This window comes from Streptomyces sp. NBC_01320 (assembly GCF_035974375.1).
GTDB lineage: Bacteria > Actinomycetota > Actinomycetes > Streptomycetales > Streptomycetaceae > Streptomyces > Streptomyces yanii.
The window spans coordinates 2,139,547-2,159,476 of the sequence record NZ_CP108390.1 but is presented as its reverse complement, the minus strand read 5'-3'; the positions used below and the strand labels follow the sequence as shown (position 1 = coordinate 2,159,476).

Sequence of the window (19,930 nt, the reverse complement as noted above, 5' to 3'; positions counted from 1 at the left end):
CCGTCTGCGGCACCGTCCTACGCCCTGCGTTTCGACGCCGTGTGCATCCGGGGATACCCCACCGGCCACTCCGACCACACCGAACGACGCCTCGCCGCGGTCGGGCGGCAGCGTCGGTCCGTCGCCGGCCCAGGAGGCGGGCCCGCCCGCCGGCTGACGCCGCCGACGGGGCGCCGGTCGAGTCGCGCGAGCTTCTCCTCGGCCCTGACCAGGCTGATCCTGAGGCCTTCGACTTCACCGAGCGCAGCGGGCCTGCCAGGTTGCGATCTGGCCCGCCGACCGACCGGCCTCGGCCGTCGTCCCGCCCATGCAGGTGGGGGCCCTGCTCAGGCCGATGCCCGGGCCCGGCCGCCGCAACCCACTCCGATGGCGCTACTCGACTGCCGTGGTCAGCGCCAGGGCTGCCTCTCTTACGTCGGGGTGAGGATGGCGTCGGAGGGCGCGGAGTCGAGTGCGCCAGTCCTGCGTCCAGCCGGTGCGGGCGCCCAGCGCCTGGGTGAGGGCGACGGCAAGCAGGCCGCCTGCGCAGCCGGCGTTCGCCGTGAGCCGCTCGACCGCGCACAGCAGCACGAGCGGGTCTCCAGGGCGACGGACGGTGTTGAGCCGGTTGTGGAGGGTCTCTGCCGTACGGGCGGCCAGGACGGGGCGGCCGGTATGCAGGGCTTCCAGACGTTGCAGCGCAGCGAGCAGCTGCGCCGGTTCCGCGTCGAGGTCGAGGGCCTTGGCGAACAGATGAATGCCCTCCGGCAGGAAATCGGCTGCCCCGCCCAAGAGTTCGGATGCGCGCAGGGCCGCTGCTCGGGGTCCCTTCCCTCCCGTCGCCACCGCGGTCGCGAGTCGCGCGACCAGGTGGCTGATCCGCTGCCGGGCGGGCCGGTCACGCTCGCCCTCCGCGTCCAGGTGACGTGCGGGTGCCTCGGCCTCGGCCGTGACGAGCTGCCCCAGCGCCTCCAGCAGCGGGCCCACGCCGTCGGCCGAAGCGGTCAGCGCCACCAGTCCGTCCGCCGCCGCGCGCCAGGACGAGCGGTTGTCCAGGTCGACGGTGGCCTCCAGCAACAGCTGCTCGGCCTCGGGGTACCACGGCGACCAGCGTGCGAGCAGGCCCATCGCGGCGTCGGCGGTCTCCACGTCGCTGCTGCCCGACACCTGGCCCACCAGCCGGGCGTAGGGGGACCGGTCGTCGGCCCGCAGCTCGTACGGACGGGTGCGCAGGACTGCGGCCTGGGTGACGGGCAGACCGTCGGCGGCGCGTTCCAGCAGGTGCCAGGCCGCGGGTGAGCGCAGCAGCTCGGCGGCAACGGGGACACAGGCCGCCTGCACGTCGGGGTGCTGTCCGGGTAGGTCGAATGCCTCGGCGAGAATCGCGGCGGCGGTGTTGACGGGCAGCCGGGAGGCGGCCAGACGAACGAGTTCCTTGCGACTGGTGACCTTGGCCGCCGGGGCGGGCGCGCCGTCGTCTGCGGGGAGCAGCGCGGCGCGCAGGAGCGCCTGCAGTTGGGACGGGGCGACGAACCTGGCCGCCCGGGTGGCCGCGTAGAGCGCGACCCTCGCCCTGTCGTCCGCGGCGTGGGCGAGCAGGAGGGGTAGTGCCGCGGCGGGACGGTCCGTCCACACCAGTGCTCCGAGGGCGGCTTCGGCGAGGACCGTGTCCGGGGAGTCGATGTACCGGCGGGCGGTCTGGAAACCCAGTTCGGGGATGGAGGCCGAGATGCGGATGTGTCCGGCCCGCACGTGCTTGGGCAGCGAGGCGTCGCCCGCCGCCCTGGTCAGCAAGCTGGCGGCGGCGGCCTGCTGGCGGGGCAGCCAGGTGCCGATGCGGTCGACGGGCGGCAGCCAGCGGGCGCCCTGCGCCAGGAACCGCCCGTAGGGTGGCGTGTCAGCGAGGACGAGGTGCAGGAGGTCCGTGCGGCGATGTGTCAGAACTCGTAGCACCGGGTGCAGTACGACAGCCGACCGTTCGAGTTCCAGCACCTGAACGGCCCGTTCGTCTCGGGTCGAGGGATCGTCGAGCCACAGGTCCACGGCCCGGCTCATGGTCGCGTTGTCGCCGAACTGGATGGCCTGCCAGAGGAGTTCCTGCAGTTCACGCATGTGGTGGGCGCGGCGGCCGAGGGCGCGGGTCAGGGCGAAGGTCAGTGAGTGGTCGACCTTGTCCGCGCCGGCTTCGAGCCATGGCCGGAGAGCCTCGAAGACCTGGAACTCCTGTCCGCGGCGCAGGCAGGTGTCGAGGCGGCCGAGGTTGGCGCCGCCGGTGTGCCCGGAGAGTCGCTGCAGCGTGTCCAACGCCCAGCCCACCAGGGTCTGTTCGCCGCCCACCGCGTGTTCCCGCAGCAGCGCGAGTGCCAGCGAGGAGAGGGCTTGCCGAGTTCGTCCGGAGCTGTCGCGCGCCTCGATGGCATCGGTCGTGATGCGGTCGAGCAAGGTGGCGTCCGCTCCGGTGAAAAGCCCGGGCGAGGTCTGTGCGAGGGCGGCGAGCGCGGATGACCGGACCGGCTCCTGCTCGTTGCGGAGCCGTTGCAGGACGTCGAGCAGTTCGGCGACGGCGGGGGCCTGGCCGGACCTGGCAGCGTTGCGGACCAGCAGCGGGTACGCCAGCGCCCGGTCCTCCGCTGCCGGGCGGCGGGTGGCGGCGAGCAGCTGCGGCTGGGCCTCGGCGACCGGGAGGTGGGCGACGGCGGCCAGCACGGTGTCCCAGCGCGCGCCGCGTTCGGCGGCCTGCGCGGCCATCCGACGCGCCTCGGCGTGCGCGCGGCGGCGAGGCAGTGCCTCGAGGAGGCTGCTGGCCAGGCTGCTGCGGCTGAGGTCCTGGCCGGCGGTGGCGGCATCGTAGAACGCATCGCGCCGGGACGGCGGCAGCGTGCGGAGCAGCAGCGCGAGGGAGTCCGGGTCGTGGCTCCAGGCCCGGCCGAGGTCCGTCAACTCCGGCGGCCCGATTTGGGCGACACGGCTCAGGGCCGTACGGGACACCAAGTCGCGCGGGGGACCGACGAGGCGTTCCGGTGCCGTGATCAGACGGATCGTGCGTCCCGGCGCGGCCTTGAGCAGGACACCCAGGCCGGCGCGTACGGGTCCGGGAAGCTGTGCCGGGCAGTGCAGTTCCAGCAGGTCGAGGACGCGCAGCGGCCGGGCTTCGACTGTTGCCTCGAAGACGTCCGCGTTGCGGTACCACCAGGGCGTGCGCGACTGCTCGGGCAGCTCGGCGAGCTGGCGCGCGACCTCGTCGAGCACCAGGTCCGGGTAGCGGCGGCCGAGGGCGTGCCAGCGGGTCACGGCCAGGAAGAGCCCGGGCAGCAGCCGTTCCACGGCCTCGGGTCCGCACCCCGGCAGCAGCCGTGCGGCCTCCTCGTCGCCCCACAACTCCTGTACGGACAGGATCAGCCGCTCTGCGAGGGCGGTGCGCCGGCTGGCGACGACGACGGTGGCGAGCTGCCGCCGCACGGCCGCCGGTGCGTCGTCCATCGCCCGTTCGAGGGCGGTGTCGCTGATGGGCAGCCGGAGCGAGGACTTCAGCGCATGTCCGCGGACGGTGCCGTCGGGGTCCGCGAGCCGCGCCTCCAGGAAGGCGACGTCCCCTCCGACGGCTGCGGCGAGGACGGCGAGCCTGCGTCCGTGCGGTCCGCGCGTGTCCAACTCGTCGAGCAGCGACCGGAGACGACCCGCGCCGCGGCCGTCGCCGTTGCGGACCTGGCTCTGCGTCCACGTGGCGAGCGCGCGCATCCGGGCGGGGTATGCGAGCGGGTCGAGAGCGGCGTAGAGGTGGTCGACGGCTGTGCGGGGGTCTTGGGGCTCGATGGGCATATCAGCCATTCTGGTGCCACCGGGCCCTCTGCCCGTACAGGTTTTCGCGCGACCCCCACCACCGCTCGACCGCTCGGCGGAGCACGGGCGGTCAGTCGCCCGGACCGGCGTCGGCGTTCGGTCCGCCTCGGGCGGCTGACACGGGTCGACGCGTGTCAGCCGCCCCCTGTTGTCCGTTGACGGAGTGGAGGAGTCAGGGTTGCTGCGTGTCGCTCGCGGGCCCTCTGGGGGCAGCTCCGCATCGCGCGGTCGGACGAGTAGGAGTCCGCCGTCGACCGCGGCAGCACGCATCACCGGAACCGGAAGCCGGCCGATCCGCTCCAGGGCAGCTGAGGCGAGTGCTTCCTCGGGTCGGGTTCCGGCCCCTCGGCAGCTCCGTGGCCCAGCAGTTGCTCTGCACCGGTACCTCCACCCAGCGAGGACACCGTGGGCCTCCACCGCCGTTGCGGTTGCCCGAGTCGACCCGAACGAGCCGTCGGCCTCTGTGCCGATCTCGGTGTGATCCGGGCCGGCCGGCACTCACTCCTTGACCGCACCCGAGTTGGCGCCGCTCACGAAGTAGCGCTGGAAGCAGAAGAACAGCGCGGCCACCGGAAGGGTGGAGAGCAGGGCCGCCGCCAGCTTCAGCGGATACTGCGTTCCGCCACCGAGTCCGCCCGAGACGAAGCGGGCCAGACCCGTGGTGAGCGTCTCGTACTGGCCGGACTGCGTGCTGACGAGGAAATGCGTGAACTCGTTCCACGACCCCTGGAACGACAGGATCGTCAGGGTGATCAACGCCGGTCTGGCCATCGGCAGGACGACGGACCAGAAGATCCGGAACACACCCGCCCCGTCCACCCGCGCGGCCTCCTCGACCTCGCGCGGCACCGATTCGAAGAACTGCTTCATGATGAAGATGCCCGCCGCGTCCACCAGCAACGGCACGACCATGCCGGAGTACGTGTCGAAGAGCCCGAAGGTGTTGAGCACCAGGAACTTCGGGATGAGCAGGGCCACTCCGGGCACCGCCATCACTGCGAGCACAAAGCCGAACAGTACCGAGCGGCCCCGGAAACGCAGCCGCGCCAGCGCGTAGCCCGCCATGGAGTCGAACAGCACCCGGCCCGCGGTCACCAGCACCGCCACCAGTGCCGAGTTGCCGAGCCAGCGCAGGAAGGGCACCCCTTCAGCGGCCTGGCTCAGCCCGAGCAGCCGCTGGTAAGCGGCTGTGGTCGGAGTGGTGGGCAGCAGGGCCAGCGGATGCGCGGCAGCGTCCGGGTCCGTCTTGAATCCGGTCACCAGCTGGAGGGCGAACGGCAGCAGATAGAGCAGACCCAGTCCCAGCACCACGGCGTATCCCACGAGCCGCCACCGCAAGGGGAAACGACTCAGAACAGGGCGTCCGCGGTCGCGCGGGTCGCGACGGTGGGGGGAGCGCTGAGGCCGGTCCCGTATGGCCGTTCCGGCGGCGGTCATCGGTTCCTCCCGGTGCTTGCGCCGCGCTCCCGCAGCGCCCAGCGCTGGAACGCGGTCAGGATGAGGATCAGGGCGAGCAGGACGAACGCGATCGCGGAGCCCTGCCCGAAGTCCGCGTTGTCGAAGCCCGCGGAGTACGACAGGAAGGCGGGTGTGAGCGTCGTATTGCCCGGAGCGCCCTGACCCATCACATACACCTGATCGAAGACCTGCCAGGTGGAGATCAGCCCCAGGGTCAGGACCAGGAACAGCACGGGGCGCAACGCCGGCAACGTCACATGCCAGAGCATCTGGCGGCGGTTGACCCCTTCCATGGCGGCCGACTCCTCCAGCTCCCGCGGAATGTTCTGGAGTGCCGCGAGGAAGATCAGCATGAACGTGCCGGAGGTGGTCCACACGGCGAGCAGGATGAGCGTGCACATCGCGACCGAGGGGCCCGAGAGCCACTCGAACCACGACAGTCCCAGGGCGGAGTGATCGGCCAGCATTCCGGTGGGCCGCTCGGGATCGACGATTCCCAGGCCGCCCAGGATCAGCGAGAGCACCCCGCGGGGGTCGGCGAACCAGTTCGGCCCCTTGATTCCGATCCAGGACAGCATGGTGTTGACGGACCCGCTGCCCTGGAAGAGAAAGAGGAAGACCGTTGAGACGGCGATGGAGCTGGTGACGGACGGGAAGAAGAACGTCGTGCGGAGGGCGCCACGCCCCCGGAGCAGCTTCTGGTTGACGACCAGGGCCAGACCCAGTGCCAGCACGGTCTGCAGGGGGACGGTCAGCAGTACGTAATAGGCGTTGTTACGCAGGGAGGTCGCGAAGAGTGTGCGGTCGAGTCCGTCCTGCGTGAGCAGCGCCCGGTAGTTGTCCAGGCCGACGAAATCGGCCTGGCCGGAGAACGGGTCGGACTGTCCGTCCCAGTGCAGCAGGCTCACCCACAGAGCCATCAGGATGGGAAGCACCATGAACAGGCCGAGGACGAGCACCATGGGGCTGACGAACAGCCAGCCCCAGGTGCCCTCCCCGCGAAGGCCCGCGCGCCGGGCGCGAACCTTCGCGGTCGTACCGGCTCTGCCGGGGGCGCTGTCAGGTGCGCCGGGGGAGCCGGTGGTGCGGGGGATACTGCCGGCGCGCATCGTGCGGATGGGCATGGGGCTCAGTTGCCCTTCGCGATCGCCTGTTCGCCGTTGCGCTGAAGGTCGGCGAGGATCTTCTTCGGGTCGGCGGTGCGCAGCGACTGCAGATCGGTGTTGAACTGGCTCAGGACCTTGTCGAAGCCGGCGATCGTCACCGGGCCCTGCGCGTAGGCGTTGCCCTCCACCCAGGCCTTGGCGGCCGGCTTCTTCTCGGCGTAGGTCTTGAGCGCGCTCGTCCGCGACGGCATGACACCGAACGCGTCGGCGAAGTCGAGCTGTTGCTGCGCGGAGGTCAGGTACTTCACGAGGTCGACTCCCGCCGCCCGGTGCGCGCTGTCGGCGGCGACTCCCCAGCAGTTGCTGAAGGCGAGGGTGCCTTTCCCGGCGGGTCCCTCGGGCAGCGGCGCGACGGTGTACTTCACATCGGGGTAGTCGAGCTTCATGCCGCCCTCGAGCCAGTTGCCCTCGATGGTCATGGCGGCCTTGCCCTTGCCCAGTGCCTCACCGCCCCAGCTGGTGTCCACCTGCTTGGCGAACTTCATCGAGCCGGACTTGAGCAGGGACTGGACGAAGTCGAGCCCCTTGGCGTTCTCCGGGGTGCTCGCGGTCATCTTCTTCTGGTTCGGGTCGGTGAGCCAGCCGCCCGCCTGCTTCATGAAGACTCCGAGCCGCTGGTACTCGTCGCTGGTGACCAGGCCGGTGACGCCGTTGCCGGTGAGCTTGTCCGCGACGGTCCTCAGCTCCTCCCAGCTCTTCGGATAGTCCTTTTCCGTCAGCCCGGCCTTCTTCCACAGGTCGGTGTTGATGGCGAGAGCGAGGGTGGAGGAGTCCTTCGGTAGACAGACCAGTTTCCCGTCGTACGAGAACGAGCCGCGCAGCTGCTCGGAGAAGTCGCCGGCGTCGGATATCCGGTCCCCGTACGGGTACAGCGAGCCGCCCTTCGCGTAGTTCGCGAACTGGTCGGAGTTGACGTAGAAGACGTCCGGCGGCTTGTGCCCGGCGAAGGACTGAGCGAGCTGCTGGTTCATGTCCTTCGCAACCTCGACCGAGACCGAGTTGCCCGACTTCTTCGCATACGCGGCAGCGGCGGTCTTGACTGCCTGGGTCTCGGCGTCCCCCGAGGTGGCGATCAGTACCGTCAGTTTCTGCTTGCCGGCCTTGTCCTGCGCCGGCTCCTTGTCGCTGCCGAAGCTGGATGAGCAGCCGGTGGCGGCCAGGAGCGCCGCGCAGGTGGCGAGAGCGGCGACGGCCGTACGGGTTGCCATGAATTCCTCCAGGTGGGATGAGGGTTGCGGCTCAGCTGCCCGGAAAGGGCGTGCTGTGAATAGGGGCCCGTCAACAGGCGCGGGAGTGGTTCAGTCGTCCGACGCGGATGTGCTGTTCCGCACGACGAGGGACGGTTCGAGCAGGACACGCTCGGGGGGAGCGCCGAGTTCCGACATCCGGGCCAGCAGAAGCCGGACGCATTCGCGGCCGACGGCCTCCAGCGGCTGGGCGACGGTGGACAGTCCGGGGGAGAGGAGGGCCGCCGTGGGGGAGTCGTCGAAGCCGACGACCGCGACATCCTTGCCCGGCACGGCCCGTCGCTCGCGCAAGGCGTGGTAGCAGCCCAGTGCGAGCATGTCGCTGGCGGTGATCACGGCCGTCACGCCCGCGTCGAGCAGTGGTCCGACAGCGGCCTGCGCCGAGGCGATGTCATCGATGCTCTGCGCCCGCTTACCACGCACCGGCAGGCCGTGCCGTTGCATGGCGCGCTGCCAGCCCATGGCACGGTCGTCACCGACCCCGGAGCCGCGCGGCCAGCCGAGGAACGCGATCCTGCGATGCCCCAGAGCCACCAGATGCTCGACCGCGGCGTCCGTGCCCGAGGCGCCGTCGACATCCACCCAGTCGCCGATCTGCCGGCCGGACCACATCCGGCCGAAGCCCACGAACGGGACACCGCGCTTTTCCAGCCAGGCCTGGCGCTGGTCGCCCCGATCGGTGCCGCTCAGCACGAAACCGTCCACGCTGTGCAGGTCGAGGAGCTCCTCGTATCCGTCGAGACCGGCGCTGCCGGGGGGTGAGGCGAAGAGCAGGATCCGATAACCGGCCTCGTCGGCGGTCTGGGACAGGGCGTGCAGAAACCGGTCCATGACCGGGGCCGAGGTGCCAGGGGCGGTGGGACGGATTCCGTACCCGATGAGTTTGCTCGATCGGGTACGCAGGGTCTGAGCCGCTCGGTGCGGCCGATAGCCCAGCTCGTCGATGGTGCGGCGGACCCGCTCCAGGGTTTCCGGACGCAGCAACTCGGGCGAGTTGAGCGCGTTCGACACCGTCTGCGGAGAGACTCCGGCCCGCCGTGCGACCGTGGCCAGCGTAACTGAACCAGTCTTGGGTCCGGGGGAGTTGGGCGAGCGGGGCATCAGTGTCTCCGGAACTGGTCGTACGAGCGGGCGAGTTCATTGGAGCGTTCCAAAACCGTTGTCAACGCACTGAAGTCGTCGTTAGGGTTCTTGGAACGCTCCAATGCCTGAGAGGTTCTGCTCTGTTGGACACCACTGTCAAGACCCACGACATGACGAACTCCGACACGGGGGCCGGCCCGGCGGCCGAAGGCCTCCAGCCGTTCCTGCATGACGCCTGTGTGACGCTGTACGCCCCGAGCTTCGCGATCTCCCACGCGGACGGACAGATCGGCGGTGCCGCCGACGGCTTCTACCACGGCGACAGCAGAGCCCTTGCCCGGCTGACCGTCGCGGCCGACGGAGTCGCGATCGCCCCTGTCCGAGGAGCCTTCCGGGGAGCTGACCGGGCAGCCTTTCGCAGCGTGCTGCGCGGCCTGGGCGAGGAGACACCGGATCCGGCCGTCACCCTGCACCGGCGCCGCCACGTCACCCCCGGGCATCTGGAGGAGACCCTCGAAGTCGCCAACGCCGGGCGGCAACATGTCCATGTCCGGCTGATCGTCACCGCCGGGACGGACCTCGCCCCGATCGAGCGCGTCAAGTCCGGACACGTCGAGAGCCCGGTCATCGCCAACGTCACGGAGGGCGGACTCGGTTGGTCCAGGGACACCTTCGCGGTACGACTCACCAGCTACCCGCGGCCTGCCGCCGTCGACCCGGCCGCCGGAACGCTGGCCTACGACATCGAACTCGCTCCCGGCTCGGCATGGACCGCTGAACTGCACTGCGACGCGGTTCATGAGGACGGCGACCAGTTCCCCGCGCCCCCGGCCGACAGCCTGCCCTGGCGCACACCGGTCCTGCGCAGCGCCGACCGGCGCTTCGACCACTGGCTGAGTCAGTCGGCCGCCGACCTCGACCGGCTGCGGCTGACCGACCCGGTCGATCCCGCCGACCAGTTCCTGGCCGCCGGGGCCCCGTGGTTCCTCACCCTCTTCGGCCGCGACGCCCTGTGGGCGGCCCGCATGCTGCTGCCGCTGGGCACCGGTCTCGCCGCCGGTACGCTGCGCACACTTGGCCGTCGGCAGGGCACGAAGTCCGACCGGCACACAGAGGAGCAACCCGGCAAGATCCTGCACGAAGTACGCCGCGCCACCCAGAACTTCAACGACAACTTCTCCCTGCCCCCCTGCTACTACGGCACGGTCGACGCCACCCCGCTCTGGATCACCCTGCTGCACGACTCCTGGCGCTGGGGCCTCGCGCCCGAGCAGGTCGAACAGCTCCTTCCGCACGCGGAGTCCGCACTCGCCTGGATGCGCGACCACGGTGACGCGGACGGGGACGGCTTTCTGAAGTACATCGACCACACCGGTCGCGGCCTGGCCAACCAGGGCTGGAAGGACTCCGGCGACTCCATCCAGTACCGCGACGGTCGCCTCGCCACCTCCCCCATCGCGCTGTGCGAGGTCCAGGCGTACGCCTACGAGGCGGCCCGCGGCGGCGCGGACCTGCTGCGCGCCTTCGGCCGCCCCGGCGCAGACCAGTGGGAGGAGTGGGCCGAGCGGTTGCGTGACCGTTTCCGCAGGCACTTCTGGGTGGAGGACGAGCGCGGACCGTACCCGGCCGTGGCGCTCGACGGGGAGAAGAAGCCAGTGGACTCGGTCACCTCGGGCTTCGGTCACCTGCTGGGCACGGGCCTGCTCGACCACGAGGAGAGCGCCCTGCTGGCCGCCAGGCTCAGCGCTCCCGACCTCGACTCCGGCCATGGTCTGCGGACCCTGAGCAGCAACTCCGTGTCCTACAACCCGTACGGCTATCACATCGGTTCCATCTGGCCGCACGACACAGCGATCGCGGTGCACGGCCTGGTCAGGGCCGGCTTCCCGGACGCAGCCGCGTCCCTGTCCGAGGGACTGCTGACCGCATCGGCGGCCTTCGACGCACGGCTTCCCGAACTGTTCGCCGGTCATGGAGTGGCGACCGACACCCGGCCCTCGCCCTATCCGGCGTCCTGCCGCCCGCAGGCCTGGGCGGCGGCCTCGTCCGTCATGATCCTCCAGTCGGTGCTGGGTCTCTCCGCCGATGTCCCCGGAGGAATACTCACGGTCGCGCCCGGCTTCGCGGAGGCCTACCGGCCGCTGAAGGTCGAGGGGCTCGCTGTCGCGGACGGGCGGCTGGACATCTCCGTCGACGTCGACGGCACGGCACACATCGAGGCCCCGAAGGGCCTGGTGGTCAGGAGGCAGCACACGACACCCCGTTGACCCGGAGCGGCTGTACCCGATCCGAGGCAGGGTCCCGTGGGCCGGGGTCAGGTCCGGTCTCGGGTCAGAGCGTCTCTAGAACTCTGTGTGTGCCTGTGAGATTCAGGCTTTTCGGGCGCGGCGTGGCCGTGTGCGGTTGCCGTCCGGTGGTCCGATCCTTGGGGTGAGGGGGTGGACTGCGGTGGCGTGCAGGTGGTGGAAGCCGGTCCGCTCGGCGGCGCGGGTGCGTCGTCGACAGGTTCTGCGTGAGAGCCGCCTGCGTCCGGGTAGAGGGTCTTCTTCCGGCCGGACGCGGGCGGGTACTCCATGACCTGGCACCGGCCCGGTGGGGGTGGGTGTCTGGGTGTCATGCCCCGCCGGACGCTGGACCATCCCGGTGGGGGTGGTGGCGGGGACCGTACGCGCGTCGGGCATACGGCGGGAAGTCTTCGGGCCCGGGGCCTGCCCTTGGGCGGCGTGCCGGGTGTCTCGGCCACCAGGGCCGGTGGGCCTGCTGGGGGTGGGGCGGCCCTTGCCCGGGGTGGTGTTGGTTTCGCGTAGCCGGGGTGGGGCCTGCTCCGCTTGGTGTTGGCGGCGCATGCGGTGGGTGGTCTTCTTCGGGCGGCGGACCGGGGTCACGGTGCCGTCGACGGTGGTGCGGATGGTGCGGGTGTGGGTGGTGGGGTCGGTGGTGGTGTGGGTCTGGGCGAGCAGGCCGCGGGAGACGATCCGGCGGGCGGCGGCATGGTCGCGGTCCATGGACAGCCCGCACCGGGTGCAGTGCGCCCATTTCCAGCCGCGTTCGGCCAGCCGGTCGGGGGCGGGGTGGTGGGTGAGGGTGGCCAGGCAGCCGGGGCACAGCTTGGAGGTGCCGCGGGCCGGGACGGTGACCACCGCGATGCCCGCCTTCGCGGCCAGGTGCCGCATCGCCTGGGCCACGGTGCCGCGCACCTGCCCGGACAGGCGGGCATTGCCGCGCCGGTGGCCTCGGGCTTCGAGGGTGGCGAGGTCTTCGAGGTAGACGACGCTCGCGCCGAGCGCTACGGCCTGGTCGACGGCCCAGCGGGCCGCCGACCAGGCCAGCGCGTCGTTCAAGTGCCGGATCCGGGCACACACCCGCCCGTGCTCGACCTCCAGCACCCGGGCCCGATCGAGGTGCTCACCCCAGGCCAGGTGCGGGGAGCCCAGCCCGTCCGCGAGGGCCCGCTGGTGATCGCGTTTGGCCGCGAGGTGCTCACGCACACCGCGCAACCGGTGCAGGGCGGCACTGACCGTCGTGGCGTCGAAGATCAGCGGACGCCCGTCGGTGAGAACCCGCCGGGTCTGTCCTTTGCCGGTCAGGCGGCCGAGCGTGCCGGTGAGCAGGGTGCCCACACCCCAGTCGAAGCCGAGTGCCACGGTATGCCCGCTCGCCTTGGTGGCCGGGGCGGGCCGGGAGTGCGGCAGGTCCACCGCGATCCTTCCGGCCCGGGTGGGGCGCAGGGTGGGGGTGTGCAGCACCGAGTCCACCCCGATGGTGCCCGGGAGCCGGATGTCGATCACGTGCCAGGCCCAGTCACGGCCCGAGGTGGGAGCCGCACACAGCGGAAGCTTGAGACGCAAACGGGCGGTGGTCTCGTCCACCCTGGCCAGGGTGACCTGCTGGCGGTCCATCGCGGCAAGCAGCACCAACTCGCCGACCTGCGGTGGTCCCTCCAGTACGCACAACCCGGTAGGCAGCTTCCCGTGCTCGGCCGCATACGCACGGATCTGGCGGGTGCGGTTACGGATTTCGGCACCCGCCACCCCGGCGGGCAGCAGCTTGCGCAGCGCGGCCCACTCCGCCTCGGTACGCCGACGGGGATCACCGGGCCAGGTGGCCAGGATCGCGGTCACGATGGTGCGCCGGCGCAGGGCCAGGCGCAGAGTCCTGGCCGCGTACTCCTCGGCGCCGCGGCGCACCCGGTCCGACACATACACCCCGGCCGGGGGCGTGACGTCCTGCCGCCAGTTCAGGCGGCGCATCGCCATCCACCCCTTGGACGGCAGGTCCTCGCCCCGCTCGTCCACCCCGGCAGCCAGCACGTCCAGCGAGTCCTCGTCCCACCGCGAAGCCACCAGAGCACCGGTCAGCGACTGACTCAACCGGGCCAGAAAACCCCACTCGTTCGAACAGCAAGCCCTGCCCGACCCGCTTACCACTGCCCTCCAGGACACCACGGAAGGCCGTACACGAAGCCGTCGCCATCAACCTAGCCACGACGTTCACCCGCAACTTCGGCTTCGGCTTCGGCTTTGGCTTCGGGGGCAGGGTGCTCCACGCGGCCCTCGGCCTCGGCCAGAAGCCGCCGACGCGCCGCGCGTGAGCGCATCCCGTACATACGGCCGGCGAAGGTGGCTACCAACGACATGAAGTCGTCCAGCAGCTCCTCCATCCCCCCGGCCGCCCCCTTGGCATGCAACACCTCGACGGTGACGTGGTGATGGGCCAGAACCTGTGTCAACCAGCCCGCACCGAAACGGGCCAGCCGGTCGCCGTGCGTGACCCGCACATGAGTGAACTCACCCGCCGCGGCCCGCTTCAACAGCCGGTCAAGCCCCGGCCGCGACTCCCGCAGTCCCGAGGCCCGGTCCTTGAAGACCGCGACCACCACCCCTGAAGCCGAGGCCCGCAGCTCGGCCTCCTGCGCGGCCAGCGACGACTCCTGCCCGCTGGTGCCCGAGACCCGCACATAAAGCGCCTCGCGCCGCTCAGGCGCATCCGGGGCGCCAGTCAGGGAATCCAACGCCGAGCTGGAGAACCGCCGTTCACGACCCACCCACACCACCGGAACCTTGCCCTCGTTCGCCCACAACCGCAGCGTCCCCGGATGTACACCCACCCTCCGCGCAGCCACCGCCAACCGAAGAAGTTCCATGGCGAGAAACCTACGACCCCGCTCCCACCCACCTCCTCAAAACGGCACGAACATCACACCGTCGCGGGAAGCGGAGCGAAATTGCCTACAGATCCACACGCACTTTGGTAAGTAGCATCCATGAGGCTCACTAAGCGAAACCCTCAACAGTTGAAGACCCTGTCGGGTGACCTCTGATCGGGCGGCCACGCCCTGGCACGCACGCTTCCCGCATTGCCGAAATGTCCTAGTAGCTCCTTCCCCAGGCTCTCAGCTTCGTTCGAGCAGGGGAGACCCCATCCGAGGACATCCCGCCTTGGAATCGCACGCACCAGACCGCGTCCGCTATCCGATCGAAGGTCACCCGACAGGCTCTCAGGCGGCCGAGGCCGTGACGAGGGCCGCGGCCGGCACCCGGAGCACCGTCCGGCGACGGTCCAGGGCGTGGCACATGCGCGCTGGACGCGCGGGCCCTCCCTGGCGCTGTGGCAACGCACGAACCCCGGCTCATGCACCACACTCTCGTGGCGACACCCGTCCAGCACTGTGGGCCGCTTCGCCGTCGCCGGCCATGGGCCCTGCCTTGCCGCGCACCCGGTGGGGGCTGCGTCAGCCGCCGGCGCCGAGCGTGAGCGTAGGCCGTTCCAGTTCGAACCAGACGGTCAGGTCCAGTGTGCGCTCCAGACCGGTGCGGTCCGCGGTGCCGACCTGGCCGGGCTCGGTGGCAATGATCTCCTGCAGCCGACCGCGGTCCAGCAGGTCGAGGGCGGGGCTGTTGCCTGCCGACAGCACGTCGCGGACCTGGTTCTGCAGCTCCACAGCGTAGGCCGGGTCCTGGGTGGAGGGGTACGGGCTCTTGACCCGCTCCAGAACCGAACGCGGCAGCAGGTCCGCGGTGGCCGCCCGCAGCAGACTCTTCTCCCGGCCGTCGAACGTCTTCATCGACCAAGGGGTGTTGAAGACGTACTCGACCAGACGGTGGTCGCAGAACGGAACGCGCACCTCCAGACCGGTGGCCATGCTCAGCCGGTCCTTGCGATCCAGCAGTACCCGCACAAAGCGGGTGAGGTGCAGAAAGCACACCTCCCGCATCCGACGCTCCAGCGGATCGCGTTCCCCGTCCAGGCGCGGCACCTGCGCCATGGCCTCTTCGTAGCGCTGGGCCACGTAGCCTTCCAGGTCCAAACGTTCGCGCAGCCCGGGCTCGAGCACCGAACTGCCGCCGCGGCCGTGCTGGCGCTCCAGGGCCGCCAGCCAGGGGAAAGTGCCGGCATCTCGTGCGGCAGGATCGTGGAACCATGCGTAGCCGCCGAAGACCTCGTCCGCGGACTCACCGGACAGTGCCACCGTGGAGTGCTCGCGGATCGCCCGGAACAGCAGGAGCAGCGACTGGTCCATGTCGCCCAGCCCCAGGGGCAGGTCCCGCGACCGCACGGCTGCGGCGCGCACGCTCGGATCCGCCAGCCCCTCGGGGGCGAGGACGATGTCCTGGTGGTCGGTTCCGACGTGCCTGGAGACGTCGTGCACATAGGGGGTGTCCGGGGTGGCCCGCAGATCGTCGGGGACGAAGTTCTCGCTCTGGCCGACGAAGTCGACGGCGAAGCTGCGCACGGTCTCCTTGCCGCGTAGCTGTTCGGCTGCCAGCGCGGTGACCGCGCTGGAGTCGAGCCCGCCCGACAGCAGGATGCACCGCGGCACGTCGGAGACCAGCTGGCGGCGGACGATGTCGTCGAGCAGCTCGCGTACCCGCGCGACGGTGTCGTCGCGGCTGTCGGTGTGTGCGACAGAGCGCAGCTGCCAGTAGGGGTGGGTGCGCAGGCCGGAGCGGTCGACGGTCACCAGCGTGCCCGGTTCCACTTCCCGCATCCCTCTCCAGATCGCGTGACCTGGGGTCTTGGCCATCGAGAACAGCTCGCGCAAACCCTCCAGATCCACCTCGCGGGGCACCATCGGGTTCGCCAGGATGGCCTTCGGCTCGGAGCCGAACAGCACGCCGTCGTCGGTGGGGAAGTAGTACAGCGGCTTGATGCCCATCCGGTCGCGCATCAGGTGCAGCCGCTCGGTGCGGCCGTCCCAGATCGCGAACGCGAACATGCCGTTCAGTCGCTCGGGGAGGTCGACGTCCCATTCCAGGTAGCCGCGCAGTACGACCTCGGTGTCGCTGTCGGTGCGGAAACGCCGGCCGTTTCGACGCAGTTCGTCGCGCAGTTCCCTGTAGTTGTAGGCCTCTCCCGAGTAGAGCAGCACGACATCGCCGTCCGGCGTGCGCTCCGTCATCGGCTGGACACCGCCGGGCAGGTCGATGATGGCGAGTCGGCGATGACCCAGCGCCGCGTGTCTGTCGAGCCACAGGCCGTGTGCATCCGGTCCGCGGCAGGCCATCGTCACGTTCATGGCTTCGGCGGTGGAGCGTTCCTGTCGCAGGTCGCGCCGGTAGGACACCCAGCCGGAGATTCCGCACATGGGGTGGCCCTCCTTGTCGTGGAGAAAGCATCCAGGGGATGCGCACCTTGCCGACTATAGGGATTAAGCAGACATAACGGGTGGCTGATGTCGGCCTCTCCGCGGCCGTGTCGAACCGCTCGCAGGCCACACGGAACAGCCTCAGGGCACGCTGTGCCCACGGACTTGTACGCCTGGGCGTGGTCAGGTACTGGGCAAGAGTCACCACAGCGAAGCAGGGCTACCGTCGGCGGCGGAAGCGGGTCGATTCCGCTCCGGCCGGTGGAATTGCCACCGATATCATGCCCGGCATGATCAACTCATACGCGAGCCTTGACGATGCTGGGGTTGCGATAGCTGCGGCACATGCCGGCGCCGACGTGGTGCGCACCATGTACGGCCAGCGGCTCACCCGCATCGACAAGGGAGCCGGGGACTTCGCCACCGCCGCCGATCTCGAGGCCGAGAGGACGATCCTCGGCGTCATCCGTGCCGCTCGGCCCGAGGATGCCGTGCTCGGCGAGGAGGGCGGGCAGCAGGGTACCGCCGACGCTGTGCGCCAGTGGCTGGTGGACCCCTTGTGCGGCACGCTGAACTACGCCGTCGGTAACATGCTGGTGGCCGTCAACGTGGCGCTGCGCGACGGGGCGGCAGCGGTGGCCGACCCGTTCAGCGGCGAGGTCTTCTTCACCGACGGTGAGACCGCCCGGGTACGGCACAACGGGGCCGATGCGCAGCTGGTGCCCACGTCCGCCACCCAACTGGTGGACGTCAACCTGGATCCGCCGTTCCCGAACGCACCTGGCTTCCGGGCCGTGGACCTGTTGGCCCACCCGGGGTTCATCGAGCGGTTCCGGCCGCGGGTCGTGTCCACGACGCTGGCGCTGGCCTGGGTCGCTGCCGGCAAGCGTGCCGCGTACGTCACCGATGGCGGCGACCTGTCCGAGAGCGTGCATTTCGCCGCCGGCATCGCTCTGTGCCGGGCCGCCGGCTGCGTCGTCACCGGGATCGACGGCGCCCGGATCGGGCAGGGAGGCCGCGGACTTGTGGTGGCGGCCGACGCCGAAACCCACGGGCTGCTGATGTCGGTGATCCGCGACCGAAGCGATAACCGCACCTGAACGGTCGCCCTCGCGCCGGCCTCAACAAAACCGCGCTCCGCAGGGGTGGGGGCCGGGGTGAGCAGCTGCGGCCCACGCCTGCGCTGCGCGTAGGGAGACGCAAGGAGCGTCATCGGGCCGCACCGCCCGCTCGTCGGCGCCCGCCGGCGGGCACGGTGCAGGACGGCGACCGGCACCTGCCGAGGGAAACGTCGATGTGGTGCTGAGGCAGCCCCTTGACGGGCACACAAACGCCCCAGGGTTCGTCCTGGACCCGGCGAAGAACCTCCTGGCGGTCAACGCCCTGGTCGACGCGCTGTTCTCCCCCCTCGAGACGGCCCGGGGCCGGTTCCGGGCCGCCGAGTGGTGCTCGCTCAGGCGGCGTATCGCTCCACGGGAATCCACAACTCCGCGTCCGCCTGCGCCCCGTCCTGCGTCGGGCGGACGCGCAGGATCTCGGGCCCCTGCCTGCTCCGGTACGGATTCGACGGGAACCACTGCGTGAACACATCCCGCCACAGGTACTGCAGCGCCCGCGGGAACGGGCCGGAGTTCTCGAAGACGGCCCACATCCCTGCCGGAACAGCAAGCACGTCCATATCCTCAGGCGCTTCAGCGTGCGTCACCACGCCGTGGTAGTAGTCGAGTTCACTCCCCTCGGCCCGGCTCGGATCGAGCTGGTCGCTCGCCCCGACGATCCCGTCGGGCTCCTGGTCGGAGAGCGCCGTGATACGCCGTAGCGTCTCGGGACCGATGCCCCGGATGAAGTCGGCGATCGCCGAGTTGACCCCCTCGTGGACGAGCGGGACGCGGGCCTTCTTGCCGACCACACGGAACTCCTCCTTCTCCACGATCCTGTATCGCATGCTGCTGCTCCCTTCAACGATGAGGCGGAAGGACATCCGTGGCTGGGAGTGCAGAGTCGCACCAGCACGCCGGGCCTCGCCCGGACCCACACCGTGTACGGCTCGGAACGCACGCGCAAAGGCTTCTCCCGAGCTGTAGCCGTAGCGCACAGCGACCTCCAGCAGTGTCCGCTCATCGGCGAGCACCTCGGCACCCGCCACGGTCAATCGCCTGCGGCGGATGTACTCCGACAGCGGGATGCCTGCCAACGCGGAGAAGAGTCGGCGGAAGTGGTACTCCGACGTCACTGCGATGTGCGCGAGATCGGCCACGTCGATCGGTTGGTCGAGATGCGACTCGATGTGCTCCATGGCCTGGTTCAGCTGCTCCAGCACCCCCGTCTCCTTCCCTTTCGATCACTCACGTTAGAGAGGCCCACTGTGCCGGACCCGACATCCTGTGCCCGAAGCGGTCGGGTCGACGGTGCACCCGTTCAGCGAGACGGAGAAGCAGGGCGGTCACAGTGTCCAGACGGGCGTGTGAGCTGCTGAAGGTCGCCCGGACCGCTTTCCGCCCCCGCATCGGCAAGCCCGGTCCCCGAGCGGTCCGCGACGCCGAGTTGACGGAACAGAACGCCGACGTTCCCACGGGATTGCGCGGAACCCATGGATCCCCGAGCATCCATGCCATGCTCAAGCGGCAAGGCGCTCGATGCGGCCGCCGCCGCGTCACGCGGCTGATTCCACGGCCCATGAACTCTTCTTGAGTTCGGGCTATTGGGCGATGACGGCGACGCCGGTGCGTCCGCCGTCCACGTCGAGGACGGCACCGTGCACGAAGTTTGCCTCGTCGGAGGCGAGGTAGACCGCTGCGGTGGCGATCGCGTCCGGAAGCCCGAAGCTGCCGGCAGGGGTGCCCTTCATCATGATGTCGCCGGGGTGGACCCCGGTCCCGGCCGGCTCCGGCGTGTGGACCACGCCGGGGGAAATGGCGTTGACGCGGATGCCACGGGGGCCGAACTCGGCAGCCCAGGCACGGGTGAGGGCTTCCATCGCTCCCTTGGAGGAACTGTAGACGGCGCCGATCGGGATACCGAGCCGGGCGATCCACGAGCCCAGGTTGATCACCGCGCCGCCGCCGGCCTCGATCATTGCGGGGACCACCGCGGCGGTCAGGAAGAACGGCGCTTTGACATTGACCGCATAGATCAGGTCGAACGTCTCCTCGTCGGTGTCGGGCGTGGAAGGGCTCGGGTAGATGCCGGCGTTGTTGACCAGGATGTCGATGCGACCACCCAGGGCACGGGCGGCTTCGTCGGCGAGGGCGCGGGAGGCGGGCGCGCTGCCGTCGAGATCCGAGGGCAGGAAGTCCGCCTTGCCGCCTGCGGTGCGGATCGCGGCGACGACTTCTTCGCCGCGCTCCCGGCTGCGGCCGGACACCGCGACGTGTGCTCCTTCAGCGGCGAAGGCCAGGGCGATCGCGCGTCCGATGTTGCTGGTGGCGCCGGTTACCAGGGCGGTCTTGTTCTGCAGACGGTTGCTCATGATGCGATCGACTCCAATTTTCGCAGGGCTTGTGGGGCCGATGGTGACTGGCAAAAAATGGACCTGCAAGTCCAATTTTGCTACGTTGGATTGACTGGTCCGA

General features: G+C 70.2%; 12 protein-coding genes. 2 read left to right on the top strand and 10 right to left on the bottom strand.

Annotation, left to right across the window (positions count from 1 at the left end):
• Positions 1-372 precede the first annotated feature (372 nt).
• The 5 genes from OG395_RS10290 to OG395_RS10270 form a co-directional block, all read right to left on the bottom strand.
• Positions 373-3,798 (bottom strand): hypothetical protein, encoded by a 3,426-nt coding sequence (locus OG395_RS10290; protein ID WP_327242604.1) that lies wholly within the window; start codon positions 3,796-3,798, stop codon positions 373-375.
• A 519-nt stretch (positions 3,799-4,317) separates the two neighbouring features.
• The gene (locus OG395_RS10285) at positions 4,318-5,142 is read right to left on the bottom strand and encodes a carbohydrate ABC transporter permease (RefSeq protein WP_327242603.1); all 825 of its coding nucleotides are present in this window, start codon (positions 5,140-5,142) and stop codon (positions 4,318-4,320) included.
• Positions 5,143-5,252: 110 nt separating this feature from the next.
• On the bottom strand, positions 5,253-6,401 hold the full coding sequence (locus OG395_RS10280; RefSeq protein ID WP_327242602.1) for a carbohydrate ABC transporter permease: 1,149 nt from the start codon (positions 6,399-6,401) through the stop codon (positions 5,253-5,255).
• A 5-nt stretch (positions 6,402-6,406) separates the two neighbouring features.
• Positions 6,407-7,651 carry a sugar ABC transporter substrate-binding protein gene (locus OG395_RS10275; protein ID WP_327242601.1) on the bottom strand — a complete coding sequence of 415 codons (1,245 nt, stop codon included), beginning with the start codon at positions 7,649-7,651 and terminating at the stop codon, positions 6,407-6,409.
• A gap of 90 nt (positions 7,652-7,741) precedes the next feature.
• Positions 7,742-8,791, bottom strand: coding sequence for a LacI family DNA-binding transcriptional regulator (locus OG395_RS10270; RefSeq protein ID WP_327242600.1), 1,050 nt, complete (start codon positions 8,789-8,791; stop codon positions 7,742-7,744).
• 125 nt (positions 8,792-8,916) lie between these two features.
• On the opposite strand from OG395_RS10270, the gene OG395_RS10265 reads away from it, so the two are divergent.
• Entirely contained in the window at positions 8,917-11,040 is a 2,124-nt protein-coding gene (locus OG395_RS10265; RefSeq protein WP_327242599.1) for an amylo-alpha-1,6-glucosidase, read from the top strand.
• A gap of 102 nt (positions 11,041-11,142) precedes the next feature.
• On the opposite strand, the gene OG395_RS10260 is transcribed toward OG395_RS10265, so the two are convergent.
• From OG395_RS10260 to asnB, 3 genes are all read right to left on the bottom strand, one after another.
• Positions 11,143-13,143, bottom strand: coding sequence for a zinc ribbon domain-containing protein (locus OG395_RS10260; protein ID WP_327242598.1), 2,001 nt, complete (start codon positions 13,141-13,143; stop codon positions 11,143-11,145).
• 107 nt (positions 13,144-13,250) lie between these two features.
• Positions 13,251-13,916, bottom strand: coding sequence for an IS607 family transposase (locus OG395_RS10255; protein ID WP_327242408.1), 666 nt, complete (start codon positions 13,914-13,916; stop codon positions 13,251-13,253).
• Positions 13,917-14,504: 588 nt separating this feature from the next.
• Positions 14,505-16,358 carry an asparagine synthase (glutamine-hydrolyzing) gene (gene asnB / locus OG395_RS10250; RefSeq protein ID WP_327242597.1) on the bottom strand — a complete coding sequence of 618 codons (1,854 nt, stop codon included), beginning with the start codon at positions 16,356-16,358 and terminating at the stop codon, positions 14,505-14,507.
• A 290-nt stretch (positions 16,359-16,648) separates the two neighbouring features.
• Between asnB and OG395_RS10245 the strand changes: the two genes are divergently transcribed.
• Positions 16,649-17,458, top strand: a complete 810-nt coding sequence (locus OG395_RS10245; RefSeq protein ID WP_327242596.1) for an inositol monophosphatase family protein — start codon at positions 16,649-16,651, stop codon at positions 17,456-17,458.
• Between the two features lie 353 nt (positions 17,459-17,811).
• On the opposite strand, the gene OG395_RS10235 is transcribed toward OG395_RS10245, so the two are convergent.
• Both OG395_RS10235 and OG395_RS10230 read right to left on the bottom strand, forming a co-directional pair.
• Entirely contained in the window at positions 17,812-18,678 is an 867-nt protein-coding gene (locus OG395_RS10235; RefSeq protein ID WP_327242595.1) for an AraC family transcriptional regulator, read from the bottom strand.
• A 378-nt stretch (positions 18,679-19,056) separates the two neighbouring features.
• Complete coding sequence (locus tag OG395_RS10230; RefSeq protein ID WP_327242594.1) at positions 19,057-19,827, bottom strand: SDR family NAD(P)-dependent oxidoreductase; 771 nt, start codon at positions 19,825-19,827, stop codon at positions 19,057-19,059.
• Between the last annotated feature and the right edge of the window lie 103 nt (positions 19,828-19,930).